The 25,308-nt window shown below is 73.5% G+C and carries 21 protein-coding genes and 2 tRNA genes; 12 read left to right on the forward strand and 11 right to left on the reverse strand.

The features are described 5' to 3' along the window. The 4 genes from ACZ58N_RS07975 (at position 1) to ACZ58N_RS07990 (ending at position 5,691) form a co-directional block, all read left to right on the forward strand. On the forward strand, positions 1–2,916 hold the full coding sequence (locus ACZ58N_RS07975; RefSeq protein WP_471156909.1) for an SPFH domain-containing protein: 2,916 nt from the start codon (positions 1–3) through the stop codon (positions 2,914–2,916). Between the two features lie 246 nt (positions 2,917–3,162). Further along, complete coding sequence (locus tag ACZ58N_RS07980; protein ID WP_471156912.1) at positions 3,163–3,807, forward strand: lytic polysaccharide monooxygenase auxiliary activity family 9 protein; 645 nt, start codon at positions 3,163–3,165, stop codon at positions 3,805–3,807. Between the two features lie 26 nt (positions 3,808–3,833). After that, the gene (locus tag ACZ58N_RS07985; protein ID WP_471156914.1) at positions 3,834–5,552 is read left to right on the forward strand and encodes an AMP-binding protein; all 1,719 of its coding nucleotides are present in this window, start codon (positions 3,834–3,836) and stop codon (positions 5,550–5,552) included. Between the two features lie 65 nt (positions 5,553–5,617). Continuing rightward, positions 5,618–5,691, forward strand: a tRNA-Lys gene (locus tag ACZ58N_RS07990). A 102-nt stretch (positions 5,692–5,793) separates the two neighbouring features. Here ACZ58N_RS07990 and ACZ58N_RS07995 read toward each other — a convergent pair. After that, positions 5,794–6,552: an IclR family transcriptional regulator gene (locus ACZ58N_RS07995; RefSeq protein ID WP_471156917.1), complete on the reverse strand. Its 759-nt coding sequence runs from the start codon at positions 6,550–6,552 to the stop codon at positions 5,794–5,796. Positions 6,553–6,794: 242 nt separating this feature from the next. Here ACZ58N_RS07995 and ACZ58N_RS08000 point away from each other — a divergent pair, with 242 nt between their 5' ends. The 4 genes from ACZ58N_RS08000 (at position 6,795) to ACZ58N_RS08015 (ending at position 11,105) form a co-directional block, all read left to right on the forward strand. After that, entirely contained in the window at positions 6,795–7,922 is a 1,128-nt protein-coding gene (locus ACZ58N_RS08000) for an LLM class flavin-dependent oxidoreductase (RefSeq protein ID WP_471156920.1), read from the forward strand. Between the two features lie 254 nt (positions 7,923–8,176). Beyond that, positions 8,177–9,871 (forward strand): glycosyl hydrolase family 18 protein, encoded by a 1,695-nt coding sequence (locus ACZ58N_RS08005; RefSeq protein ID WP_471156922.1) that lies wholly within the window; start codon positions 8,177–8,179, stop codon positions 9,869–9,871. Between the two features lie 165 nt (positions 9,872–10,036). Then, a complete protein-coding gene (locus ACZ58N_RS08010) occupies positions 10,037–10,885 on the forward strand; it encodes a helix-turn-helix domain-containing protein (protein WP_471156925.1) in 849 nt (282 codons plus the stop codon). After that, positions 10,845–11,105 carry a DUF397 domain-containing protein gene (locus tag ACZ58N_RS08015; RefSeq protein ID WP_471156927.1) on the forward strand — a complete coding sequence of 87 codons (261 nt, stop codon included), beginning with the start codon at positions 10,845–10,847 and terminating at the stop codon, positions 11,103–11,105. The genes ACZ58N_RS08010 and ACZ58N_RS08015 overlap by 41 nt, the downstream gene beginning before the upstream one ends. A 49-nt stretch (positions 11,106–11,154) precedes the next feature. Here the strand turns inward: ACZ58N_RS08015 and ACZ58N_RS08020 are convergent, their stop codons facing one another. Then, positions 11,155–13,008: a putative bifunctional diguanylate cyclase/phosphodiesterase gene (locus ACZ58N_RS08020; protein ID WP_471156930.1), complete on the reverse strand. Its 1,854-nt coding sequence runs from the start codon at positions 13,006–13,008 to the stop codon at positions 11,155–11,157. 368 nt (positions 13,009–13,376) lie between these two features. On the opposite strand from ACZ58N_RS08020, the gene ACZ58N_RS08025 reads away from it, so the two are divergent. Continuing rightward, positions 13,377–14,612, forward strand: coding sequence for a M6 family metalloprotease domain-containing protein (locus ACZ58N_RS08025; protein WP_471156931.1), 1,236 nt, complete (start codon positions 13,377–13,379; stop codon positions 14,610–14,612). Between the two features lie 59 nt (positions 14,613–14,671). Here ACZ58N_RS08025 and ACZ58N_RS08030 read toward each other — a convergent pair. From ACZ58N_RS08030 to ACZ58N_RS08065, 8 genes are all read right to left on the reverse strand, one after another. Then, a tRNA-Lys gene (locus tag ACZ58N_RS08030) sits at positions 14,672–14,745 on the reverse strand. Continuing rightward, positions 14,736–15,329 carry a bifunctional DNA primase/polymerase gene (locus ACZ58N_RS08035; RefSeq protein ID WP_471156932.1) on the reverse strand — a complete coding sequence of 198 codons (594 nt, stop codon included), beginning with the start codon at positions 15,327–15,329 and terminating at the stop codon, positions 14,736–14,738. The genes ACZ58N_RS08030 and ACZ58N_RS08035 overlap by 10 nt, the downstream gene beginning before the upstream one ends. A gap of 152 nt (positions 15,330–15,481) precedes the next feature. After that, entirely contained in the window at positions 15,482–15,829 is a 348-nt protein-coding gene (locus ACZ58N_RS08040) for a hypothetical protein (protein WP_471156934.1), read from the reverse strand. Between the two features lie 77 nt (positions 15,830–15,906). Continuing rightward, positions 15,907–16,464, reverse strand: a complete 558-nt coding sequence (locus tag ACZ58N_RS08045; protein WP_471156935.1) for an NADPH-dependent FMN reductase — start codon at positions 16,462–16,464, stop codon at positions 15,907–15,909. Positions 16,465–16,636: 172 nt separating this feature from the next. After that, on the reverse strand, positions 16,637–17,968 hold the full coding sequence (locus ACZ58N_RS08050; protein WP_471156937.1) for an AAA domain-containing protein: 1,332 nt from the start codon (positions 17,966–17,968) through the stop codon (positions 16,637–16,639). Continuing rightward, positions 17,965–19,551: a hypothetical protein gene (locus ACZ58N_RS08055; protein WP_471156939.1), complete on the reverse strand. Its 1,587-nt coding sequence runs from the start codon at positions 19,549–19,551 to the stop codon at positions 17,965–17,967. The genes ACZ58N_RS08050 and ACZ58N_RS08055 overlap by 4 nt, the downstream gene beginning before the upstream one ends. Further along, complete coding sequence (locus tag ACZ58N_RS08060; RefSeq protein WP_471156940.1) at positions 19,539–20,720, reverse strand: hypothetical protein; 1,182 nt, start codon at positions 20,718–20,720, stop codon at positions 19,539–19,541. Before ACZ58N_RS08060 ends, ACZ58N_RS08055 begins: the two co-directional genes overlap by 13 nt. Then, positions 20,647–21,561 carry a phosphatase PAP2 family protein gene (locus tag ACZ58N_RS08065; RefSeq protein WP_471156942.1) on the reverse strand — a complete coding sequence of 305 codons (915 nt, stop codon included), beginning with the start codon at positions 21,559–21,561 and terminating at the stop codon, positions 20,647–20,649. Before ACZ58N_RS08065 ends, ACZ58N_RS08060 begins: the two co-directional genes overlap by 74 nt. 117 nt (positions 21,562–21,678) lie before the next feature. On the opposite strand from ACZ58N_RS08065, the gene ACZ58N_RS08070 reads away from it, so the two are divergent. Continuing rightward, positions 21,679–22,275 (forward strand): histidine phosphatase family protein, encoded by a 597-nt coding sequence (locus ACZ58N_RS08070; protein WP_471156944.1) that lies wholly within the window; start codon positions 21,679–21,681, stop codon positions 22,273–22,275. A 19-nt stretch (positions 22,276–22,294) separates the two neighbouring features. On the opposite strand, the gene ACZ58N_RS08075 is transcribed toward ACZ58N_RS08070, so the two are convergent. After that, a complete protein-coding gene (locus tag ACZ58N_RS08075) occupies positions 22,295–23,626 on the reverse strand; it encodes a tetratricopeptide repeat protein (protein ID WP_471157553.1) in 1,332 nt (443 codons plus the stop codon). Between the two features lie 260 nt (positions 23,627–23,886). On the opposite strand from ACZ58N_RS08075, the gene ACZ58N_RS08080 reads away from it, so the two are divergent. After that, positions 23,887–24,324 carry a hypothetical protein gene (locus ACZ58N_RS08080; protein WP_471156946.1) on the forward strand — a complete coding sequence of 146 codons (438 nt, stop codon included), beginning with the start codon at positions 23,887–23,889 and terminating at the stop codon, positions 24,322–24,324. A 25-nt stretch (positions 24,325–24,349) separates the two neighbouring features. Then, positions 24,350–25,249 carry a spermidine synthase gene (locus tag ACZ58N_RS08085; protein ID WP_471156947.1) on the forward strand — a complete coding sequence of 300 codons (900 nt, stop codon included), beginning with the start codon at positions 24,350–24,352 and terminating at the stop codon, positions 25,247–25,249. Positions 25,250–25,308: the final 59 nt, after the last annotated feature.

Consider the following 25,308-nt stretch of genomic DNA (forward strand, 5'->3'; position numbering starts at 1 on the left):
ATGTACCCCACGCGCACCACGTTCACGACGGGCACCCTCCGCGTCACCCCGGCCGGGACCCACGACCCGGCTCGGCACGCCCGCCCGACGGAGTCATCGGCCGGCGCGGCGTCGGCACCCGTGACGGACCGCCCCGGCGAGGCGTCGCCCCGGCCGGCGCCCCACCCGTCGGAAACCGGCGCCGTGCCGGCCCCCGAGTCCGCGGACCGGGTCGCCGGGGCGCCGGCGCGGGCCGGGTCGCACACGGCTGCCCGGTCCGAGACGTTCCCGGCCGACGGTTCCGGCGCCCGGCAGGCGGCCGGGCCCGCGCACCGGATCGCGGAACCGCAGGAGCAGGCCGGGGCCCCCGCGTTCGTGGCCGGCGGCGTCTTCGATCCGCTCGCGCGGGTCCGGTCCCAGGAGCCCACGGCCGGGGCCCTGCCGACGGCCTCCGTCGGGGCGCGGTGGCCGCAGCCGACACCGGTCGCGGCCGAGCCCGACCGGTTCGGTACGGAGTACCCGGTACGGGGCGCGGCCCCGGGGCCGGAGTCCGCCTCCCGGTACCGGGAGGCGGCGGCGTTCGCCGAGCCGGCTCCGTCCGTGTCGGGTTCCGGGGCGTTGCAGGCTCCGGCCCGGGACGTGGACCGGTCGCCGGAGTACCGCTCCTGGCCCGCCGCCCCGGTGGGCCCGTACGAGGCGGAACACCGGGTGCGGGTGCAGGTCGAGGCGCGGGCGCAGGAGTACGCGGGGCCGCGGATCCAGGCACCGGTCCCGGTACCGGCCGGGGCTCCCGGTGCGGACCTCGTGGACCCGGCGTCCGGTCGGGGCGGCCCCGTCGTCGCCCCGGAGGGGCCTGCCGTCTCCTCCGCCGGCCGCGCCGCGGAGCCCGTGCGGGCGGCGGCGGCCGACGCCCGCACGGCGTCGGGCGTCGGGTCGGTCGACCACCCGGCGCGGCCCCACCCGCAGGACGCGGTGGTGATCGGCGTTCCGGCCGCCCGGCCGGACCCCGCCGAGCCGGAGGCACCGGCCCCGCGCCGGGGCCGCTGGATCGAGGTTCCGACCGCGGGCCGCGGCCTGCCCCTCGTGGCGCCGGAGCCCGAGAAGGCCCCGGCTGCCGCGGACCCGCGCGGCACGGACGCGGACGGGGGTGGTCCGGCGCCGCTGCACGACACGGCCCCGACCGCTCCGGACCCCCGCGTCGGTGATTCCTCCGGGCTCGCGTCCTGGCGGGACGGCGCCCCCGCGGCCTCGGGCCCGCGCGGCGCCGGCTCGTTCGACTCCGCGCCGAGACAGGACCGGGGCCCGTCCGCTCCGGACCCGCTCGGCGAGGGCTCGTTCGGCGAAGACCCGCTCGGCGAGGGCTCGTTCGGTGAGGGCTCGTTCGGCTCCGCGTCGATGACCTACGGGAGGCTCGCCGCGCCGGAGGTCCGTGACGGGGACGCCTTCGGCTCCGCGCCGCGACCCGACGCCGCCCTCTCCGCTCCGGACCCCCGTGGCGAGGCCCTGCCGGCCCCCGCCGACGCGGAGGCCGCCCCGGCCGGTCCCGTACCGGCCCTGGGCATCCCGCACCCGGCCCCCGAGCCGGTCCGCGGCCACCCCCAGGGCGAGCTCTGGCCGGCCGAAGCCCCCGACTCCCCGCGGGGGAGCGGGATCCCCGGCCCCGACCGGACCCCCGACCGGATCCCGGAGACCCCCGACCCCGACGGCGCCGCCGAGCCGGCCACCGCCCCCGTCCCCGCCCCCGACGTCGCGGAACTCGTGGCCCGGGCCGTCGCCCGCGGCATGGACGCGACGCGGGAGGACGACGACACGCAGGACCTGCCCCACGTCCGGCTCCCGCGCGGAGCGGCGGTGACGGAGATCCCCGTACACCTCCCGTTCCGCGCCCACCCGACCCCGGCACCGGTACCGATCCCGGCACCGACCAGCACCGCGACTCCGACTCCGACCCCGACCCCGACCGCGACCCCGGACGCCGCGAGGACCCCCCGGCGCCCCGGTGGCAGCACCCGGCTGCCGGCCGGCCGCCGCGTCCCCCGCGGTGACGACCGGCTCCGCGAGCACCGGGGCCCGGTGCTTCCCGGCTGGTTCGCGCTCGCCGTCGGCGCGCTGGCCATGACCGGCTGCGCGGCCCTGCTGTGGCGGGCGGGTGTCGTCCCGGCCGCCCTCGCGGAGGCTTTCGGGGTGACTCCCCGCCCCTACCGCGGGCTCCGCAGCACGCACTGGCCCCCGTTGGCCTTCCTCGGCATCGTGGCCCTCCTCGCGCTGGGCGGTCTCGGGCGGGCCAAGGCCGGTCACGCCTGGGTGCTCACCCTCTTCGGGCGCTACCGCGGCACGGTCCGCCGTACCGGCCTGACCTGGGTCAGTCCCCTCCTGCTGCGCCGCCGGGTCGACGTGCGGCTGCGGCACTGGCGCAGCGAGCCGATGCCGGCCGTGGACTCCGGCGGCCTCGCCCTCCAGGTGGTCGTCCAGGTCGTCTGGCAGGTCAAGGACACGGCTCGGGCCACCCTCGCCGTCGAGGACCACACCGAGTACCTCGCCGAGCAGGTGGAGTCGGCCATGGCGCGGGTGCTGTCCCAGCTCCCCGCCGACGCCTTCCACGCGGACGCCCCGACCCTGCGCGACGCCGAGGCCGTCGGGGACGCGCTGACCCGGATGCTGGCGGCCGAGACCGAGGCCGTCGGGGTGGAGGTGTTCTCGGCCCAGCCGACGCGGATCGAGTACGCCCCGGAGGTGGCGGAGGCCATGCGCCGCCGGCGGATCGCCGCCATCGACGCCAAGCACCGGGACGCCGTCCTGACCTCGGTGGTGGACGCGGTGGACGACACCGTCCATCGGCTGACCTCGCGCGGGATCGTCGAACTGGACGACTACGAGCGCAAGGCCCTGGTGAAGGACCTCACCGTCGCCTTCTACACCGGCCGCGCCGAGCAGTAGCGGCGCGGCGGGCCCCGAGAACACCGGCAGCGGGAACGACAGGAGCACCAGGAGCAGCGAACACACCGGTCCGGCGCATGGACCGGACCAAAGGGAACGGGTGGCCGGTCAGGACCGGACCACCCGTTCTCGCATTGGTATAGACATGGCCAACTCCCGTCAATAATGTGGAACTTGGTCTAGACCTGAAAACATCCCCACGCGTGCGCACGCTCTCGTCAGATCCCCCCACGACCAAGGAGCATCATGCGTCTCTTCCGCATGCCCACACGCCCCGACCGGTCCGACCGCGCCGTGCGGCCCGGACGCGCCGGGGCCGCCGTGCTCGGCCTCGGCCTCCTCGCCGGCGCGGCCCTGATCACGGCGCCCACCGCGAGCAGCCACGGCTACACCGACACCCCGATCAGCCGCCAGAAGCTCTGCGCCAACAAGACCGTCTCCGACTGCGGGCCCATCCAGTGGGAGCCGCAGAGCGCGGAGGGCCCCAAGGGCTTCCCGGCGCTCGGTCCCTCCGACGGCACGATATGTGCCGCCGGTCACCCCGAGTTCGCGCAGCTCGACAACCCGCGCGGCGGCTCCTGGCCCGCCACGAGCGTGAGTGCCGGGCAGGGGTACAACTTCCGCTGGCAGTTCACCGCCAACCACGCCACCACCGACATCAAGTACTACGTCACCAAGAACGGCTGGGACCCGACCAAGCCCCTCACCCGCTCCGCGCTCGACCTCCAACCCTTCCTCACCGTGGCCTACAACGGCGCCCGTCCCGCCATGACCACCGTCCACCAGGGCGCCATGCCGAGCGGCAAGACCGGCCGGCACCTGATCCTGGCCGTGTGGACCGTCCACGACACCCCGATGGCCTTCTACTCCTGCTCCGACGTTCAATTCTGACGGAACGTCAGCTAACCTCCGGCGGCATGCGGACGACGACTGCACCCGATGCCCCCCACGCATCCGACGCACCCGGAACCGTCGCGGAACTCGTGGCGCGCGGATGGGGCGACCACCGGCCCGGCCTGAAGTTCCGGGACGCCGACGGCCGCCCCACCGCGCTCAGCCACCACCGGACCGCCCGGGAGGCCGCGGCCCGCGCGGCCCTGCTCGTCGACCTGCTGCCGCCGGGGGCGGAGCCCCACATCGGGGTGCTGCTCGACAACACCCCCGAGTTCCCGTTCTGGCTCGGCGCGGCGGCCCTGGCCGGGGCCGCCGTCGCCGGGATCAACCCCACCCGGCGCGGCCCCGAGCTGGCCCGGGACATCCTGCACACCGACTGCCGGATCCTCGTCACCGAGGCCGCCCACCTGCCGCTGCTGCGCGGCCTGGACCTGCCCGGCGTACGGATCCTGATCACCGACACCGAGGAGTACGAGGCCCTGCTCGCCCCGTACGCCGGCGCCGCGCCCGGCGACGCGGCCGTGCGCCGCCCGCCCGGCCCCGCCGACCGGCTCCTCCTCTACTTCACCTCCGGGTCCACCGGCGCCCCCAAGGCCGCCATCTGCACGCAGGGCCGGCTCGCCGCCGCCGGACACTCGCTGGCCCGGCACTTCTCGGTCGGCCCGGACGACGTCCACTACGTCTGCATGCCGTTGTTCCACGGCAACGCGGTGATCGCCGACTGGTTGCCCGCCCTCGCCGGCGGCGCCTCGGTCGCGCTGCGCCGCCGCTTCTCGGCCTCCGCGTTCCTGGACGACGTACGGGACTACGGCGCGACCTACTTCACCTACGTCGGCCGGGCCGTCCAGTACCTCCTCGCGACCGGCCCCCGCCCGGACGACCGGGAGCACACGCTGCGCCTCGGCTTCGGCACCGAGGCCGGGGCCGTCGACGCGGCCCGCTTCGCCGACCGGTTCGGGGTGCGGCTCGTCGAGGGCTACGGGGCGACGGAGGGCGGCGCCTCCGTGCAGCGCACCCCCGACACCCCGGCGGGCGCGTTGGGCCGTGCCGGTGCGGGCGACGACCTCGCCGTCGTCGACCCGGACACCGGACGGGAATGCCCGGCGGCCCTCCTGGATTCCGACGGCCGCCTGCTGAACGGTGACGAAGCCATAGGCGAGCTGGTCAACCGGGGCCGCAGTCACTTCGAGGGCTACTGGCGCAACCCCGACGCCGAGGCCGCCCGCACCCGCGAGGGCTGGTACTGGACCGGGGACCTCTTCTTCCGCGACGCCCGCGGGTTCCTCTGGTTCGCGGGCCGCACGGACGACCGGCTGCGCGTCGACAGCGAGAACCTGGCCGCCGCGATGATCGAGAACATCCTGGCCCGCTGGGACCCGGCGGGTGCCGTCGCCGTCTACGCCGTCCCGGACGAGGCCGCCGGGGACCAGGTCATGGCCGCCCTGGCCCTGCGCGGGGGAGAGGCCTTCGACCCCGAGGCGTTCACCCGCTTCCTCGCCGCGCAGCCGGACCTCGGCACCAAGATGGCCCCCCGCTACCTGCGGATCCTCGACGCCATGCCCGTCACCGCGACGAACAAGGTCCACCGGGTCGCCCTGCGCCGGACCGGATTCCGCTGCCCGGAACCCGTCTGGTGGCGCCCGCCCGGCGCCCCCGGCTACCGCCCGCTCGACGCACCGGACCTGCGCGTACTGCTCGCCGCGTACGACGCCCACGGCCGCCTCGGCCTGCTGGACCGCTGAGCCGGCCCGCGCGCGAGTAATGGTTTTGAGCACCCTCGGGGAGCAGGTAGTATTTTCTTTGTCAGGCGCCGCTAGCTCAGTTGGTTAGAGCAGCTGACTCTTAATCAGCGGGTCCGGGGTTCGAGTCCCTGGCGGCGCACCTGTACTTCGGGCGGTTTCCGGTTCACCGGGAACCGCCCGAAGTGTTTTCCGGGCACCTGGCGGGCCCGTGCCACCGGTCCCCGGTGCGGGACCCGGTGGCTCAGAGGGTGAGCGACAGCAGCAGGGGTGCCGCTTTCCGGTTCAGGGTGTCCGCTGCGGCCCGCAGCCGGTGGGCGTGCTCGACGGGAAGCGAGAGGGCCAGGCAGCCCACGGCCGCGCCGGCGGTGATCGGTACGGCCGCGCAGACGGTGCCGACCGCGTATTCCTGCAGGTCCAGCATGGGAACGGTGGCCGGCTGGCTGTCCAGCTTGGAGAACAGGATCCGCTCGTTCACGATCGTCTTCGAGGTGAGTCGGGCGATCTTGTGCCGCGACAGGTGGTCGCGCCGCCCGTTGAGGTCGAGCTGGGTCAGCAGGCACTTGCCGACCGCGCTGGCGTGCGCCGCCGAACGGAAGTCGACCCATTCGTGCACCTTCGGGGTGCGGGGGCTGTCCGCGAACTGGGTGATGCGGACCTCGCCGTCCACGTAGCGGCTGATGTACACGGCCGCGCCGACGGAGTCCCGCAGCCGGTCCAGGGTCTCCTGGAGCTTCTCGTGGAGCGCCTGCTGCCGGTCGATCCCGGAACCGAGCAGGACGAGGGAGTCCCCTATGGCGTAGGCGCCGTCCGACACCTGCAGGACGTACCCCTCCCGGCGCAGCATCAGCAGCATCGGGGCGAGATGGGCCGCGGGCAGGCCTGTCTCACGCGCGATCTGTACGTCGGTCACACCGCCGGTGTGGCGGGCGATCGTTTCGAGTACGCGCAGGGCGTACTGCACCGAGTGGAACGGCGCGGTCGGCTCGGGCTTCAGCGCCACGGTTTCCCCCTACCAGGTTGTTACCGCTTGCTCTACCACGATAGCCATCAAGAGGCCCACGTGGAGCGTGTGTTGATGAGATTGATGGCTTAATCAAGTCCCTCCATCAGGCGCTACTCGTCTGGCATATGCCAGACGCATGCTCGCGTCCCGGTCTGCCGGGAATGCCCGGGGGCGCCGAGACCGTTCGATTACTTCGTAGAGCCACCGAACGAGACGAACGGGACGGGACGGGAACGACGATGAGCGACACCGGGGACGCGGGCCGGCACACGGACGAGGGACGGGGGGCCGCGGATCCGATCCGCGGGACCGTCCGGGGCCGGGCGACGGTGCCGCTGTCGGTCCTCGACCTCGTCACCGTCGGCAGCGGCAGCACGGCGACGGCCTCGCTGCGGACCAGCGTGGAGATCGCCCGGCTCGCCGAGGCCCGCGGCTACCACCGGCACTGGGTCGCCGAGCACCACTCCATGCCCGGCGTCGCCAGTTCCTCGCCGGCCGTGATCCTGGCCCACCTCGCCGCCCACACCTCCCGCATCCGGCTCGGCTCGGGCGGGGTCATGCTGCCCAACCACGCGCCGCTGACCGTGGCCGAGCAGTTCGGCACCCTGGAGGCCCTCGCCCCCGGCCGGGTCGACCTCGGACTCGGCCGCGCGCCCGGCACCGACCCGCGCACCGCCGCGGCGCTGCGCGGCTCCGGGCGCCTCGACGAGGCCGCCGACGAGTTCCCCCGGCAGCTCGCGGAGCTGCTCCGGTTCCTCGACGACGACTTCCCCGACGGGCACCCGTACGCCCGCGTGCACGCCGTCCCCGGCCCGGTGCAGGGGCCCGCCGGGCGTCCGCCCGTATGGCTGCTCGGCTCCTCCGGCTTCAGTGCCCGCCTCGCGGGCGAGCTCGGCCTGCCCTTCGCGTACGCCCATCACTTCTCGGCCGCCGGCACCCTGCCCGCGCTCGACCTGTACCGGCAGAGCTTCCGGCCCTCGGCCGTCCTGGACGCCCCGTACGCGGTCATCGGCGTCTCGGCGCTCGCCGCCGACACCGAGCAGGAGGCCCGCGCCCAGGTCCTGACCGGGGCGCTGTCGATGCTCCGGCTGCGCAGCGGCCGGCCCGGGCTGGTCCCGACGCCCGAGGAGGCGGCGGCGTACCCCTTCTCCCTGCTGGAGCGGGAGTTCGTCGACGGCTGGCTGGCGAACATCGTCCACGGCGTTCCGGACGAGGTCCGCTCCGGGCTGGACGCGCTGGTGAAGCGGACCGGCGCGGACGAGCTGATGCTGACGGCCAACGCGCACGGCGGCGACGCACGGCTGCGGTCCTACGGGCTCGTCGCAGATGCGTACGGCATGCCGACGGACCTCTCGATTCCGTCTTGAGCGGCCAAGAACGGGGTTTGGCTGGTTTGTTGCCGAACACTTGCCGGAGCATGACCTAAGGGAGTCTTAAACCGCTCGTCACCCGGGGTGGCGAGCGGTTCTTCGTGTGCGCCCAAGTCTCTGACGAGCACATTTGGCCGCTCAGTGGTCTAGTCCTTCTTTGGTCCAAACCATTGACTGGGGTGGTCGGTGATCGCTATCACTTCTCTCACCTGAAGCTGATGCCCTCCCCTCCCACCCCCCGGAGGCAGTTCATGCACATCCGTAAACCCCTCATCGCGGCCGCCGCCACGGCCGCGTTGGCAGCCGGAGCGCTGGCCACCTTCGCGGGGCTCGGCACCGCGCAGGCCGCGGACGCCTCCGCCGCCGCGAGCAACGGCGGCGTCCGCATCGCCTACTACGACCAGTGGAGCGTCTACGGCAACGCCTTCTACCCCAAGCACCTCGACACCCGGGGCATAGCGGGGAAGCTGGACGTGATCAATTACTCGTTCGGCAACATCCACCCCACCGACCTCACCTGTTTCGAGGCCAACAAGGCGGCCGGGGACGACAACAACCCCAACGCCGGTGACGGCGCGGGCGACAGCTACGCCGACTACCAGAAGTCCTTCAGCGCGGCCGACAGCGTGGACGGCGTCGCCGACAAGTGGGACCAGCCGATCGTGGGCGTCTTCAACCAGTTCAAGGAACTGAAGGCCAAGTACCCCCACCTGAAGATCAACATCTCGCTGGGCGGCTGGACCTACTCGAAGTTCTTCCACGACGCGGCGAAGACCGACGCCTCCCGCAAGAAGCTCGTCGCCTCCTGCATCAAGCAGTACATCAAGGGCGACCTCCCGGTGGAGGGCGGCTTCGGCGGCCCCGGCACCGCGGCGGGCATCTTCGACGGCATCGACATCGACTGGGAGTACCCGGGCTCCTCCGGCGGCCACCTGGGCAACCACTACGGCCCCGAGGACAAGCAGAACTTCACCCTGCTGCTCCAGGAGTTCCGCAAGCAGCTCGACGCCGAGGGCGCGGCCAACGGTGGAAAGAAGTACCTGCTGACGGCGGCCCTGCCGGCCGGCCAGGACAAGATCAAGTACATCGAGACGGACAAGATCGGCGCGTACCTCGACTACGCGAACATCATGACGTACGACATGCACGGCGCCTGGGACAGCGACGGTCCGACCTACCACCAGTCCCCGCTCTACTCCCCGGCCGGTGACCCGACCGACCCGATCGCCCCGGGCACCCAGAAGTACAGCGTCGACAACGCCATCGACTCCTGGATCGACGGCAACCCGGCCTACGGGATCGCCGGCGGCTTCCCCGCCAACAAGCTGACCCTGGGCTACGAGTTCTACTACCGCGGTTGGAAGGGTGTCCCGGCCGGCGCGAACAACGGTCTCGCCCAGTCGGCCACCGGAGCCTCCAACGTCCGCCCGGTCAGCCAGCAGGCCGGCATCGCCCACTACAAGGAGCTCGGCGGGATCGTCGACAACCCGGCGACCACCTTCTGGGACGAGGGCGCCAAGTCCGCCTACTTCTACAAGGACGGCGAGTTCTTCACCGGCCTGAACCAGAAGGCCATCCAGGCCCGGGTCGACTACGGCAAGCAGCGCGGCCTGGCCGGCGCGATGATGTACTCCCTCCTCGGTCTGGACAACAACACCACCCTGCTGAACCAGATCTCGGACGCCCTCGGCGGCACCACCCAGCCGCCGACCACCCCGCCGACCACGCCTCCCACCACCCCGCCGACGACCCCGCCGACCACGCCTCCGACGACGCCGCCCACCGGCTGCGGTTCCGTCCCGGCCTACGTCGCGGGCACCGTCTACACCGGCGGTACGGAGGTCTCCCACAACGGCCGCAAGTACAAGGCCCAGTGGTGGACCCAGAACGAGGCACCCGGCACCACCGGTGAATGGGGTGTCTGGAAGGACCTCGGCGCCTGCTGATCTCCCCCCACCCCGCGCCGAGCGCCACCCCGCCCCGCCCCGGATTCCGGGTGCGGGGCGGGGTGTGTCACATGGTTGCCCGAATGCCCCCATCGGTGAGTGGCGCGGTCGCTACGGTTGGTCACGACCGAACCGGACCCGCGTCTTCATGGGGGTGACCGTCCCGTGGTCCTGACCCGCGACCTCGATCCCAGCGCCTCGCCGCTGGACTACTACGGCTCCGAACTGCGCAGGCTGCGCGAGGCGGCCGGCCTGAAACAGACGCAGTTGGGCGACATCATCTACTGCACCGGCTCCCTGATCGGCCAGGTGGAGACGACGAAACGGGTCCCGACCCGCGACTTCTCCGAACGGTTGGACGCGGCGCTGGGCACGGACGGGCAGTTCTCCCGCTTGGTGGGGCTGGTGCTGCGCACCCAACTGCCCTGCTGGTTCCAGGCGTACGCGGAGATGGAGGCCCGGGCGACTTACATCTCGACGTACCAGTGCCAGTTGGTCTACGGGCTGCTCCAGACCGAGGCGTACGCGCACGCGGTGCTCGGCGTCGAGAATCCCGACCGGCTCGACGCCTCCGTGGCGGCTCGACTCGATCGCCAACGCATCCTTCTCCGGGGCGATCCTCCGGTGCTGTGGGTGGTGTTGGACGAGGCGGCCCTCTATCGCAAGATCGGAGGTCGTCAGGTTATGCGAGACCAGCTCGCCCACCTGTTGAGCCTTCGAGAGCGGCAGTGGCTGGAGATCCAGGTGCTGCCTTTCAGCGCAGGCCAGCATGCGGCAATGATGGGCTCGTTCACCCTTCTGCGGTTCGACGGCGATCCGGATATCCACTACAGCGAGAGCTACGCTTCCGGCCACATGACCGCCAACCCACAAGTGATCAAGGAGCGTTCGATCGGCTACGCTCGCCTCCAAGCCGAGGCCCTCTCCCCCCGGGCGTCGGCAGAGCTGATCGCTCGCGTAATGGAGGAACGCTATGGCAAGCATCCAGAACCTGCCGGGCGCGCGGTGGCGTAAGTCGTCCTACAGCGGCTCCAGCGGCGGCGAATGCGTCGAGTGCGCCCCGATCGGCAGCATCACCTGGCGCAAGGCCTCGTACAGCGGCAACACCGGCGGCGACTGCGTCGAAGTCGCCCCCCAGCCCTGCCGGGTCGCCGTGCGGGACTCCAAGAACCCCGGTGGTCCCGTCTTCGCCGTCGCCCCGGAGGCGTTCGCCGTCTTCGTGCGGAGCCTCTGACCTTCCGGCCCCGCCGCCCGGCCGACCCGCGGATCGGTCCCGCGCCCCCTCAGACCACGGGATGCGGGGCCGTCGCCTGGCGGCCGATCATGCGGGCGATGACGTCCGGGGCCACCGCGCGCGAGTACAGCCAGCCCTGGCCCGTGTCGCAGCCCACGCGGCGCAGCCGCGCGGCCTGGCCGGCGGTCTCCACGCACTCCGCGGTGACCGTCAGGCCCAGCCGGTGCGCGAGCTGGACCAATGCCTCCACGATCGTCTCGTCGGCCGGGTTCGGGTGCGCCCCGTCCTCGTAGCGGAAGCCGTGCACGAAGGAGCCGTCCAGCTTCAGCACCGACACGGGCAGCCGGCTCAGGTAGGCCAGGTTCGAGTACCCGGTGCCGAAGTCGTCGATGGCGATCCGCACGCCCATGTCGCTGAGGGCCTGGAGGGCCTGCAACGGCCTGCCGGCCGAGCCCATCACCGCCGACTCCGTCAGCTCCAGCTGGAGCAGCTGCGGCGCCAGCCCCGTCTCGGCGAGGATCTCGGCGACATCCCCGACCAGGTCGGAGTCCCACACCTGGCGGACCGCCACGTTGACGGACACGAACACCGGCGCGTCGCTGGGCTGTTCGATCTGCCATCGCCGGGCCTGCCGGCATGCGGTCCGCAGGACCCAGCCGCCGAGCTGGACGATCGAGCCGTCCTCCTCGGCGATGCCGATGAACCGATTCGGCGTCAGCGTGCCGAACTGCGGGTGGTTCCAGCGGACGAGGGCCTCCACGCCGCGCACGGCGCCGCTCTCCAGATCCACCAACGGCTGGTACTCCAGCTCGAACTCGCCCCGCTCCACGGCCGGCCGCAGCGTCGAGGAAAGCGCCTGCCGGGTCATGCGGTGCGCGTTGCGCTCCGGGTCGAAGAGGGTCCAGCGGGCCTTGCCGTCCGCCTTCGCCCAGTACAGCGTCGTATCGGCGGCCTGCATCAGCCCGGTCGCCGTCGTCCCCTCCGCGTCGCGTTCCACGACACCGATCGACGCGGACACCGACAGCCGTTGCCCGGCCAGGTCGAACGGCTCCTGCACGGCGGCCAGTACGCTCCGTGCCAGGTCCGTGAGTTGGTCCGTGCCCGTCGAGTCCTCCACGAGCAGCGCGAACTCGTCGCCGCCGAGCCGCGCCACCAGGTGCCCTCCGGTGCGGCCGTAGCCGGACTGGTCCGCGCACTGTGTCAGCCGGGCCGCCACGGCCGTCAACAGCCGGTCCCCGACCCGGTGCCCCATGGTGTCGTTGACGGCTTTGAAGCCGTCCAGGTCGAGGTAGCACAGCCCGATCCGCCCCGTGCCGCCCTGCCCGTACGCGGAGGCCTCCAGGGCGGCCGAGAGCCGCTCGAAGAACAGCGCCCGGTTCGGCAGCCGCGTCACCGGATCGTGCATCTGGAGGTGCCGCAGCCGGGCCTGGAGGTCGCGCCGATCGCTGATGTCGGCGACCGACAGCAGGACGTCCTTGGTGCCGGGGACCGGCCCCAGCGTCACCTCCGTCCACAACGAGTGCCCGTCGGGGTGCTTGAGGCGGCGCGTGCAGCGCAGCCGGGCCTGCCGGCCGCGCAACACCTCCTGGTACGCCTGCCAGGTACGGGCCTCGGCCGCCAGGTCCACCAGGTCCGCCGCCGACTGCCCGGCCAGCGCGCGCGGCTCGGCGCCCAGCAGCCCGGCGAGGGCCTGGTTCGCGGCGATGACGTCGCCGTCGCGGCCGACCACGGCCATCGCGAGGTGGGCCGCGTCGAAGGCGGCCCGGTAGTCGAGTGGTTCCGCGGCGAACATGGCCGGCGCCGCCGCCATGCCGGGCACGGCCGGCACTGCCGGGTGACGCTCCGTAAGGGCCGGTCGGATGCTGTCGGCCGCCGAACCGGTCCCCTCTGAGGTTCCGCTCACCGTTGGCTCCCGCAGTGCTCGTGGGTGTCCGCGCAGGAAAGTGTGCCGATCATAGAGGCTGTCGGGAGGCCCTATCCAGCGGCGTCGCCGTACGGAACACGGTCCTTCGTCGTGATGACGTCCTGCTGACGCCCCGTCGGACACCACCCCGACCGACCCGGGGCGATCGTTTCTGCGCACCTCTGAGCACCCGGCAGCCGTGCTTGATCCCCGGTGATCGGTCGTGACGTTCCGTATGCGTGTGCGTGAACCCCGAGGGTCACCGGCTTGCCGTAGTGCTCACTCGTGTGGGGCACCGGAACAGGGCATTAATCAGACAATCGCCTCAAAGTGGATGAAAGGTCACCAATCCACCACCGGAGGTCGATGTGCCGCGACAGCAGACACCCGGGGGAGTGGACGGCTCCCGCGCCCGAAGTGCGGCGGCGGTCCTCACCTCCATGGCGGCCCTCGCCGCGATGTCGCTGATCGCCGGCCCCGCCGCGGCCGATTCCGAGGCGGGCCCCTGTGCCCTGACCCGCACGGCGGCGCACCACTCGCTCGGACTCGACACCTGGAACCGCGCCTACCCCAAGCCGGAGCGCAGCCTCAACGCGGTCATGGTCTTCCTCTCCTTCCCCGACCACCGCACCGGCCTCACCCCGGAGGAACTGACCTCCGACTACTTCCCCTCCACCAGCGACTTCTTCGAACGGGCCTCGTACGGGAGGTTCCGACTGGTCCCGCACCCCCAGAAGCGATGGATCCGGATGCCGAAGGCGTCCACCGAGTACGGGATAAGGCGGGACTGGGCGCCCGAGGACCGGGCGGCCTACCTGCGCGACGCCGTCGCCGTCGCGGACCCGGAGGTGGACTTCAGCGCGTACGACGTCGTCTACTTCGTGGCCGACCCGGAAGCCCCCGGGGTGGACTCCGACGCCACCAAGGTCGTCAACTTCGACCGGCCGCTGACCGCGGACGGCACGCCGCTGCGGCGGATCGTCACCGTCTTCGAACGGCACCCGCCGGACCGCAACGTCCTCGCCCACGAGACCGGGCACGTCTTCGACCTGCCCGACCTCTACCACCGCCCGTCGGACGGCAAGGGCGACTGGGACACGTACGTCGGGGACTGGGACGTCATGGGCAGCCAGTTCGGCATGGCGCCCGACCTGTTCGCCTGGCACAAGTGGAAGCTGGGCTGGCTGGACCGTACGCAGGTGGACTGCGTACGGTCCGGCTCCTCGATGCACACCCTCCAGCCGCTCGCCCAGGCCCCGGCCCCCGGCAGCACCGGCGGAACCCGGCTCGCGGTGATCCGTACCGGCCCCGGCAGCGCCATCGCCGTCGAGGCGCGGGGCTCCGTCGGCAATGACGGGGAGACCTGCACCGAAGGCGTGCTCGTCTACCGGGTCCGCAACGAGGCGTCCTCGGGCGGCGGCCCCATCGAGGTCCTCGACGCCCACCCGGGCACGGAGGCCTGCGGGGACCGTTCCGTGTACCCGCCGCTGGCGGACGCGCCCCTGGAGGTCGGCGAGGCCTTCACCGTGCCGGGGGAGGGCATCACGATCGAGGTCGCCGACCGGACCCGGTCCGGCGCCTACACGGTGAAGATCACCACGTAGCCCGTCGAACGGAACACGAAGAAGGCCCCCCACGCGCGTGGGGGGCCTTCTTCCGTCTGTGCGCCGCCAGGGACTCGAACCCCGGACCCGCTGATTAAGAGTCAGCTGCTCTAACCAACTGAGCTAGCGGCGCTTGGTGACGTCGTAGACATTAGCATCCTGATCCGCCGAAGGAAAAATCGCCGCCGCACCCCGGGTGGCGTGCAGGAACGCCCACAGCAGGGCGTCCGGGCCGGGCAGCCACGGGAGCCGGGATCCGGGGGCCACGAGCCAGCGGGAGGGGCCGGGCGCGGCGGCGAGCGGGGGCACGGTGACGGCGTCGCCGAGGCCGTGACAGAGCGGCGCCGGCGCACCCGGGCTCCACTCCTCCCAGGCGAGCAGGGCGGGCAGCCGCTGGGCCGTCCCCGGGGTGGCGAAGAGCAGCATCCGGCCCCGGTGCACGGCGGCCGGGCCGGAGCCGGGGCCCCGCTCCCACAGCAGGTCGAGCATCCGGCGGCCCAGTACGACCGGGACGTTGACGACGTCGAAGGCGGTCCCACAGGGCAGTACGGCGGGCGTGCCGGGTCGGGCCTGCCAGGCGACGAGCGTGTGCTCGGGGAGGGCGGACGCGGACGCCAGCCAGGCGGCGCCCTGAGGTGTGACGTGGGTCGCGGACGCGGGGCGTCCGTCCGTGCCGTCGAAGGAGGGGCAACCGGTGGCCGTCGTCAGCGTCGTCATGCCCAAGGTCTACCGGGCGTGATGTGACCATTCCCCGGAGTTACCGAAAGTCGGGACACGGCGTGCGGCGCTGGGGTATGTTGCGCCGCGCATATGCCAGGTGCCCCGTCGGGCGGGTACGGAGCCCGTACCCGCCCGACGGGCCCCAAGGCCTAGTGGGCGTCGGGGGCGGTGCCGCGCTGGAGGTCGTCACCGAACTCGATCATCTTGCGCGCGTAGTCCTCGGTCCACTCCGCGAGCTCCGCGATCGCCTCCGGCGGGATCCGGTCGAAGCGGCGGGGATCCGCCAGCTGGGCCGCCGCCAGCGCCTGGAACTCCACGGCCCGGTCGTGCGCCGCCCGGAAGGCCAGCGTCAGCTCCGTGGCCCGGGCCAGCAGCTCACGCGGATCCTCGATGGATTCCAGGTCGAAGAAGTGCTCCGGGTCCGTGGCGGCGTCCGAGGGCTCGAAGAGCAGCGGCGCGGGCCGCAGCCTCCGCTCGGTCCGCTCGGGCTCTGCCATGCGTGTCCTCCTGCTGCGCGTACGAAATCCTTCCGGGCCACCCTCCATTGTCCAACGTCGCGCAAGAGTGCCCCGCGTCACACGGCGACGGGCTCCTTCGCCAGCGCCGCGACGTCGTCGAGCACCCCGTCCAACTCGTCCGTCAGACCCGCCGGAGCGTCGAAGCCCGCCTCCCCGACCAGGGCGTTGATGCCCGGGACGGCCACCGAACGACCGGCGGGCAGCATGCCGAGCCGGGTCAGGACGGGCAGCAGCATCTCGGCGGCCGGCGCGCCGCCCGTCCCGCCCGCGCTGTAGCTGACCAGCCCGACGGGCTTGCCCTGCCACTCGCCGTAGAGGAAGTCGATCGCGTTCTTGAACGGCGCGGTGAACCCGCCGTTGTACATCGGGAGCACGAACAGGAACGCGTCGGCGGAGGAGACCAGGGCGCTCCAGTCGCGGGTGTGCTGGTGCGCGTAGACGCCGCTGGAGGCGTACTCGGGCTCGTCCAGGAAGGGCAGCGCGATCTCGGCCAGGTCCACCGGGGTGACCTCGAAACCACCGTGGGCGCGGGCCCGGTCGGCGACCCAGGCGGCGAGCGGGCGGCCGCTGGAGGTGGGCCGGGTGGCGGCGGAGATGACGTGCAGGCGGGTCATGATGGGCGAACTCCCCGTGGGTGGTGCCGTGGTGCGGCCGAAGGCGGGCCGCACCGTGCTGATCGGCCGCCATTCTGGGCGCGGGCGCCCCACCCGGGGAAACGCGGGCCGCGCACTATGTCAAAGTCGGGCCCGCCGACGCCCCGCCGATGCCGTCTGCGGGCCCGTCCCGTCAGGGCCGCCAGGGGACGCGGTGCTCCGCCAGATGCGCCAGCACCGAGTGGTTCGCCTCCCAGCCGTCCGGGAATTTCACCGTCACCCCGAGCTGTACCGGCTCCGTCGACGGGTGGGCGTCCAGCAGGTCCGCGATGCCCGCCCGGGCCACCACCACGCAGGCGTGCCGGTGCCGGGAGGCCAGCACGCACAGGCGGCCCGTCTCCAGGTGGAAGGCCGTGGCGTCGGGGCGGCCCGACAGCGGATGGAGCACCACCGTGAGGTCGTACTCGCGGCCCTGGAGGCGGTTCGCGGTGTCCACGACGACCCCGGACACGCCCAGCGCCGCCAGGGCGGCGCGGACCGCCGCCGCCTGGTCGCGGTGCGCGGTGCCCACGGCGATCCGGTCCGCCGTCAGCGGAGACGGGTCCGGGGACCGCTCGTCGACCGTCACCGCGCCGCGGTCCAGCGCCCGGCGGACCACCAGCGCCACCGCCCGGACGGCCTCCGGGTCGGTGCGCGGCGTGTGGCGCGCGGGCAGCTCCAGCAACCCCCAGCCCGACTCGGCGGCCTCGTCCAGCACCCGGTCGGGGCCCGAACCGTCGCCCGCGACGCCGTACGAGAGCCGCCGGTCGCCGTGGTCGGTGCCGCTGCGGAACCGGTTGTACGGGTAGAAGGCGCGCGAGACCAGCGGCGCGGCCGTCGCCGGGAGCCGCCACGACACCGGCAACCGGTGCTGCGGCAGACCCGGGTTGTGCGCCAGCAGCGTGGACACCGCCGACGCCGAGGGGTCGTACGACAGGCCCGCCCACTGCTCGGCGCCGACCACGCTGAACGGATCCAGCTGACCGGGATCGCCGACGAACAGCGCCCGGTCGAACAGCCCCGCCACGGCCAGCAGCGCGTCCGAGCGCATCTGGTACGCCTCGTCCACGATGGCGTGCTCCCAGGGCTCGACGTCCTTCACGTACGCCCACTTCGCCGCCGTCGACAGGGTGACGGGCAGTTCCGCGAGGTCCCCCGGCTTCGACGACAGGGTGACCGAGGGCAGCTCGCGCAGCGCCGGGTCGTAGGCGTCGCCGTCGCTGCTGTGCAGCCGGCCGACCCTCAGCTCCGGATCCTTCTCGTGCAGCCGCTGCACCAGGTCGTCGACCTGGGCGTTGGTCTGCGCGACCACCATCAGTCGGCGCCCGGCGGCGGCCAGTTCCCGCGCGGCGCGCACCACGAGCGTCGACTTGCCGGCCCCGGGCGGTGAATCCACCACCACGCCCCGCTCGGTGCCGTGCAGGGTGTCGTGCAGGATGTCGGCGGTCGCCCGGTCGGCGGCGGCGCCGGGGTCGAAGGCGGTCACAGGATGTCCTCGTCGGTCACGGCGTCGGGCAGGCCCGCGGGAGCGGACGCCGCGGAGCCGGGCGGTCCTCCGTGCGTCCACGGGGTGTTCTCCGGGTCGGGCAGCTTCGGCCCGCCGCGCGCGTCGTGCTCGAACAGCGTCCAGCAGATCCGGTCGCCCTTCTCCGGTACCGAGCCCGGCTCCGGTTCCCGGGTGCGGCCCATCTTGTCCAGCAGGCGCAGCACGAGGTGCCCGTCGTCCTCCCGGCGCACGAAGAGCGCCGACTGGGGTCGGCCGTCCAACGAGCGGTACACCTTCCCGCCGCCGTCCTCGGCGAGCTGCGGCCGGTCCTCCGTCGCCACCGTCACCAGCGGTCGCGGACTGGGCCGCTTCGAGTCCGTCCACTCCATCACCACCTCGGTGACCTCACCGGCGAAGGCCTCGCCCGCGAGCCGCCGGCCCGCCATGACCAGGGGGTCGTCGAGGGCTTCCTGGGCGTCGAGGCGCACCTGCTCGGTTTCCCGGGTGGCGAGCTTCTGCGCGGCGGTCACCGCGTCGTCGCGGCGCGGCTGCGGGGGCTCGCCCGCCCGGACGCGGTCCCGGTGGCCGGTGTAGGACCAGCGGTCGCGGGTCCAACGGTCCTCGGTCCGCCCGCCCGACGGCAGGGCGCGCACCAGGTCGAGTGCCTGCCAGGTCTGCCGCCAGGTGTTCTCCATCTGCGACACGACCAGCGTGTGGACCGCACCCTCGGCCAGCCGCACCGGTCCGTCACCGGCGGTCCCGGCCGCGAGGGCAGAGCGGGCCGCGTCGAACCGGGCGATGGCGGGCGCCAGCAGCGTGTTGTCGAACGCGGGGTCGGTCGCGGGACCGGCGGGCGGGCAGGACAACTGGCCCCTGGCGTCACGGTCGAGTTCCGCCTCGTGCGCCGCGCGCGCACCCGAGGTCCCCTCCGGCGGGTCGATCCAGCCCAGCAGCGCGCCCAGGTGCTGGTCCTCCAGGTTGCTCTGCCCCGTCGCCCAGTGCCGGGACAGCAGATCGGTCGCCGACAGCAGCATCGAGGAGCCGGGCACCCGGGAACGCTCGGCGAGGTGCGAGAACCAGCGCCCCAGCATCGGCACCTGCGAGGGCGCCGGGTAGGGGTTCTCCGGGTCCTCCTCGGCGGTCCGGCGGAACCGCATCGACCGACCCAGCAGCCGTACGTACTCGATGCCCGCGCGGCTGGGCACGATCAGCTGCGGCGCGTCCACGCACAGCTCGGCCTCGACCTTGACGCGCTTGCCGCTCTCCGGGTCGGTCTCGGTCCGCTCGGCGGGCTCGACGGTGTCCGCGTACGCGTCGATGTGCGCCAGCACGTGGACGGCCAGCTCGGCCAGGAACGCCCAGCGCAGGTCCCGGTCACGGGGCTGGGGTATCACGAACACCCGCGGGTCGTGCCGGTCGGTGCCCACCATCGCGCCGAGCGGGGCGCCCGCCTCGCCCGCGGTGGTCAGCGGTACGAAGACCATCGGCCGCGGGCTCAGGTGGCGGTGCCGTACGGTCGCCAGCGGTTGGGCGCGGCCCGCGCGGACCGCCTCCAGCCGGGCCAGGGTGCTCAGCAGGGGCATTCGGGGGTCTCCGGGGCGTGGTGCGGGGGACGGGCCGCGGCCTGTTCGAGCGCCTCGGCTCGCAGCCGGGCGGCGTGGTGCAGCGCGGCTGCCGTGGGGTCGTCGGTGGGGCCCGCTCCGGAAGCCGCCGCGAGCGCCGCCTCCACGGTGGTCAGGGCGCCCAGTTCACCCCGTACGGACCGGCCCAGCGCGGCCGGGTCGCCCGCGGCGCGGGACCGCTCGCGGCAGTGGAAGGCCAGCTCGCAGGCGGCCAGGCACTCGGGGGCGTAGGCCGCGGTGACGGCGGACACGGCCTGGTCGAGTTCCTCGGCGGGGCGGGCCGGATCGAAGCAGAGCCCCTCGGGCAGGGCCGCGGCGAGGTCCTCGACCCTGGTCAGCCGCTCCAACTGGCGCCGGGTCACCGCGTGCTCGCGGCGCACGTCCACCAGGGCGGCGGTGGGCAGGTTGGAGAAGTCCTTCGGGCAGACGAGCACGATCCGGTGCCCCACCTCGGCCTCGGGGAGCTTTCCGGCGGTCCGCTCCAGCGCCAGCACGTACACGGCGGCCTGCCGTGCGGCGGCCCCCACCTTCGCCGCGTCGGCCGCCCCGTCGATCATCGGGAACGATTTGATCTCCACCACGGTCCAGCGGCCGTCGGGGTGCACCACGACGGCGTCCGGCTCCAGGTAGGCGGGGGTGCCCGCCACCTCCAGGGCCAGCATCGGATGGTCGAGCAGCGTCCACGCCCGGGCGGTGGTGGCCTCGCGCAGTGCGAGCGCCGTACGGGCGGCGCGGCCCTCGGGGCCGGCGGCGGTGAGGTCGGGGACGCGGGCTCCGGGACCGGGCGGTTCGGTGCCGGCGCCGAGCCGGTCGTGGACCAGCCGCAGCAGCTCGGCGCCGCCGTCGCCCTTGACCTTGGCCTCGAAGGAGTTCCCGCGCACGATCGCGAACTGCGACTGTCCGAAGGAGGCGGGCGAACCGAGGGCCGCCGCGAGCGCCGTCTTGTCCACGCCCGCGCCGTCGAGCAGGGCCCTTCTGCCGCAGCCGGGGTTGGCGGCGAGGGCCGCGAGTGCCCTGGCGTCGAGCGGGCGGGGCGGTACGGCGGGGCCGCGCAGGTCAGCGAGCCGCTGCCGCAGTGTCGTCGTCTGCGGCGTCGGCTGCGGGCGGCCGCCGGGCGGGAAGGAGCTCACGGGCGGAAGTGTCCCATCCGCCACCGACAATCGGGGACTTACCGCGGAAACCGGCTGCTCCTCCTCCACGGACCGGCGTCGGGGCCGTCGTCGTGCCGGTCGGCGCGACGCCCCGTTCCGGGGTGCGGAACGCGGGCAGTCGGCGGGCGATGAGCGCGCCGGCTCCCATCACGGCCGCCCCGGCCGCCGCGTCGAGGAAGTAGTGGTTGGCGGTCCCCATGACCACCACCGTCGTCAGGACCGGGTAGGCGATGCCCAGCGCCCGCACCAGCGGCGTGCGGGCGTGCCGCCACAGCAGGATCCCGCACCACAGCGCCCACCCGACGTGCAGGCTCGGCATCGCCGCGTACTGGTTGGTGAAGGACCCGAGCCCGCGCGGGGCGCTGGCCTCGCCGCCCCACCAGCCGTACGCGCTGAACTGGGCCATCGTGTCGGTGAACCCGTAGGAGGCGTCGAGCAGCCGGGGCGGGCAGGTGGGCATCAGGGAGAACCCGACGAGCCCGAGCAGGGTGGACGCCACGAGCCAGGTCCGGGCGGCGCGGTAGTGGTGCGGGCGGCGGTGGTACAGCCAGACCAGCACGGCCGGGGTGACGAGGTAGTGCAGGGACGCGTAGACGAAGTCGGCGGGTATGCCGAAGAGCCCGGACCCGGAGAAGAGACGATTCAGCGGCCTCTCGAAGTCCATCCACAGCGCCTCCTCGACGCGCAGGATCGCCAGCCCGTGATCGACCGCGAGGTCCACGTCGCCCCGCGCCAGGAGCCTGCCGCCGGAATAGGCGCCGTAGACGAGGGCCAGGAGCAGTAGTTCCGCCCACCACGTGGGTCGCCGTCGATTGGTCATACGGTGTACGACGCCGCAGGGAGGGGAGGAGTTGCCCCGTGTTCATGTGATGGATGATGGTCGGACGACGGATTCGCCCGTACCGGAGCGAACCCCCACGGACCAGGAGAAACTCACATGGCTCCCCGCATCCTGCTGGCCCGCCACGGCCAGACGGCTTGGTCGCGCCTCGGCAAGCACACCGGCCGCACGGACGTGCCGCTGCTGGAGGAGGGCAGGCAGGGCGCGAAGCTGCTGGGCGAACGCCTCGCCCGCAAACCCTGGTCGGACCTGCGCGACCTCCAGGTGCGCACCAGCCCGCTGGTCCGGGCGAGCGAGAGCTGCGACCTGGCCGGCTTCGGGCTCCGGGCGGAGCCCTGGGACACCCTGGTGGAGTGGGACTACGGCGACTACGAGGGCATGACCCCGGCCGAGATCCAGGCGGTCCGGCCGGGCTGGCTGATCTGGCGCGACGGGGTGCCCGGCGGCGAGTCCGTGGCCGACGTCGCGGCCCGCGCGGACGAGGTCGTGGCGTGGGCCCGTTCGGCGGAACGCGACGTCCTCGTCTTCGCCCACGGCCACATCCTGCGCACCCTCGCCGCCCGCTGGCTCGGCTTCGAGGCCTCCTTCGGCGCCCGCATCCGGCTGGATCCGACGTCCCTGTCCGTCCTCGGATGGGCGTACGGGGCCCCCGCGCTGGAACGCTGGAACGACACCGGCCACCTCGACGCCTGAAGGCCGCCCGGCGCGGCCCTCAGATGGCGGCGTGCCGGGTCAGGAAGGCGCCCACACGCGGCGAACGCTGGTGCGGGACCAGGGTCTTGGCCGTGCCCGCGACCATGGACCGGATCCGGGTCGACCGGACCTCGGTGAGCAGGTCCAGCACGCGGCCCCCCGCCCAGGCGGCCTCGTCCGGCGCCCCCGCCCGGGCGAGGTCGTCGGCGAGCTCGGCGGTGTAGAGGGCCACGTTCCGCGCGAAGTGCGGGTCCTGGAGGTCGGCGGCCCGCCGGGCGTGCCGGGCCGCGCGCGCGAACTCGCCGAGGGACGCCCAGCAGCGGGACTCCAGCGACTCCAGCTCGGCCTCGCCGAAGAAGGACATCCACTCCGGGTCCGCCGCCGAGGGGCCCTTGGAGAACTCGGTGTGCGCCCGGGCCAACGCCTCCTCGCAGGCCCTGCGGTCGGCCAGCCCCGACCAACCGCCCGCCTCCCGCAGCGCCAGTAGCGACAACAGTCGGGGGGAGCCGACCGAGCGGGCCGCGAGCCGGCCCGCCTGGGCGGCCCGCACCGATTCGCGGGGGCGTCCGCAGTCCCGCGCCAGGAAGGCCATGTTGCTGAACGCGTGGGCCTCCAGCCCGCAGTCACCCGACACCCGGGCGGTGGCCAGGGCCTCGGCGTAGTGCGAGCGGGCGTCCTCGAAACGGCCCGAGTCGTGCGCGAGCCAGCCCACCGAGACGGCGAGCTCCCCGGCGCCCGCGTGCAGCCGGTCCTCGGTGGACTGCCGGGTGGCCCCCGCGTCGAGGAGCGCGTAGGCGGTCCGCAGCGGTCCGGCCGCGCGCCGGTAGAGGGCGTCCGCCCCGTGCCGGTCGTCCAGCAGCCGGATCTGACGTACCGCGTCCTCGACGGCGGCGGCCTCGGCCTCGCCGGCGCGGGTGGGGAGCCGGCGGGTGTCGCCGAGCAGGGTGAGGCTGAGCGTCGCGGCCGCCACGGTCGCGGAGCCGCCCGCCATGAACGCGCGACGCAGCACGTCGCTCTCCTTGGAACGGTGGGTGGGGTGGAGGGAGGGGCAGGGGGTCGGTGGTTCGGGGACGGCGCGCTGCGCCGACCTGCCGCGCACCGTCTCGCGGGGGGAGAAGCCGAGATCGGCGAGCGTGCGGCCGGGGAACATGTGCAGGAAGACGCGTTCGTAGGCGTAGTTGGGACAACGGATCTCGCCGGACTCGACCCGACCGATGTAACGGGCGTCGCAGGAAACCGTTTCTCCGATCTCCCGTGCGGCCCGGCGCACCATGGCCGCGAACTCGGCCGGGGAGTGCGTCGCGCGCAGTCGCCGGAAGGAGGAGTTGGGTGAGTGGGGGAACGCCGCCATGGACGTGGCCTCTCTGGACAAGCTCGGCAATCTCCGTGGATCCCGGTCGTGCTCGCCCCCTGAAGGGCCCCGGCGCGCATGAACGTACCGCCAGCGGAGGCCCGTTCACGCGATGTTTGCCTACAAAACGGATATCTCACCCGCGATCCGCCATGAACTGCCATCCTTTGCGGCGTCTTGGTGCCGCATCCGTTGACGGTCCCGTGCGTTGGACCCATGCGGATACGGATCGAGGAGGGGTTCCCTTGGTGGAGGCCGGCATGGACAGCACTGGAACGAACTTCGCGCACGGGACCGGCGCGACCGCCATCGACACCCCTGACGCCCCCGACGCACTCGACGCCCCCGACCTGGTGACCGTCCCCACCCGGCAGGGCCTGGAGGCCGTCGACATCATCCGTCGCGGCGCCGGTCTCGCCGCCCCCGGCGTCGGCCCGGTCCTGCACGACGGCTCCGGCGGCACCCTCGGGTTCCTCGTCCCGCCCGGCACCGCCGACGCCTGGGACATGCCCGGCAGCGCCTGCACGCAGACCAACGGCCGCGGCATGCGCTTCGGCGACGCCGCCTCGCCCACCGCCGGCGGCACCGGCTGGCTGCTCCCGCCCGAAGCCGTCGGGCCGGTCACCGACCCGGCGGTGCTGCGTGCCGCCCTCGGCGAGGCCGCCCGGCTCATCGAAGCGGCCGACAACTGTCGCTGATGCGCTGACCAGCCATAATGGAGACGTGGCAGGCAAGAGCAAGGGCAACAGGGGTGGCAAGGGCGGCAGCGGCGGCAGCGCTCCGCGCGGGAGCGCGGAGCCGGTCACCGGGCAGGTGGGCGGCGGCCTGGCGGAGCTGACGCCCGACCGCGAGCGCGCCCGCGCCTGGACCCTGCTGATCGACGGAGCCCCCCAGTCCCACGTGGACCTGGACGACCCCGCACACCTGGACTTCTCGTACCAACGCCGGATCGGCCACCTGATCGACCTCGTCGCGCCCGCCCGGCAGCCGCTGAACGTGGTCCACCTGGGCGGCGGCGCCTTCACCCTGGCCCGCTACACCGCCGCCGCACGTCCGCGCTCCACCCAGCAGGTCGTCGAGATCGACGCCGCCCTCGTCGCCCTCGTGCGCGAACACCTGCCGCTGGACCCCCAGGCCCGGATCCGGGTCCGCGCCGTGGACGCCCGGGCCGGCCTGGCCAGGATCCCGGACGGCTGGGCCGACCTCGTCATCGCCGACGTCTTCAGCGGCGCCCGCACCCCGGCGCACCTGACCAGCACGGAGTTCCTGGACGACGTACGCCGGGCCCTGGCGCCCACCGGCTGGTACGTGGCGAACCTCGCGGACGGTCCGCCGCTGACCCACCTGCGGAGCCAGATCGCCACCGCCGCCTCCCGGTTCACCGAACTGGCGCTGGCCGCCGACCCGGTGGTGTGGCGGGGCAAGCGCTTCGGCAACGCCGTGCTCGTCGCCGCCGATCGGGAACTGCCCGTCGCGGAGTTCACCCGGCGGGTCGCGAGCGACCCGCACCCCGGCCGCGTCGAACACGGCCGGGCCCTCGCCGACTTCACCGGCGGGGCCGCCCCCGTCGAGGACGCCTCGGCCGTCGCCTCGCCGCAGCCGCCGCTGTCGGTGTTCCGGTAGGGCCCCGGCGGGTGCGCGGCCGGGTGCGAGGGACGGGAGCGCCGACCGGGTGCGGTGAC

This window comes from Streptomyces sp. NPDC040432 (genome assembly GCF_055595445.1).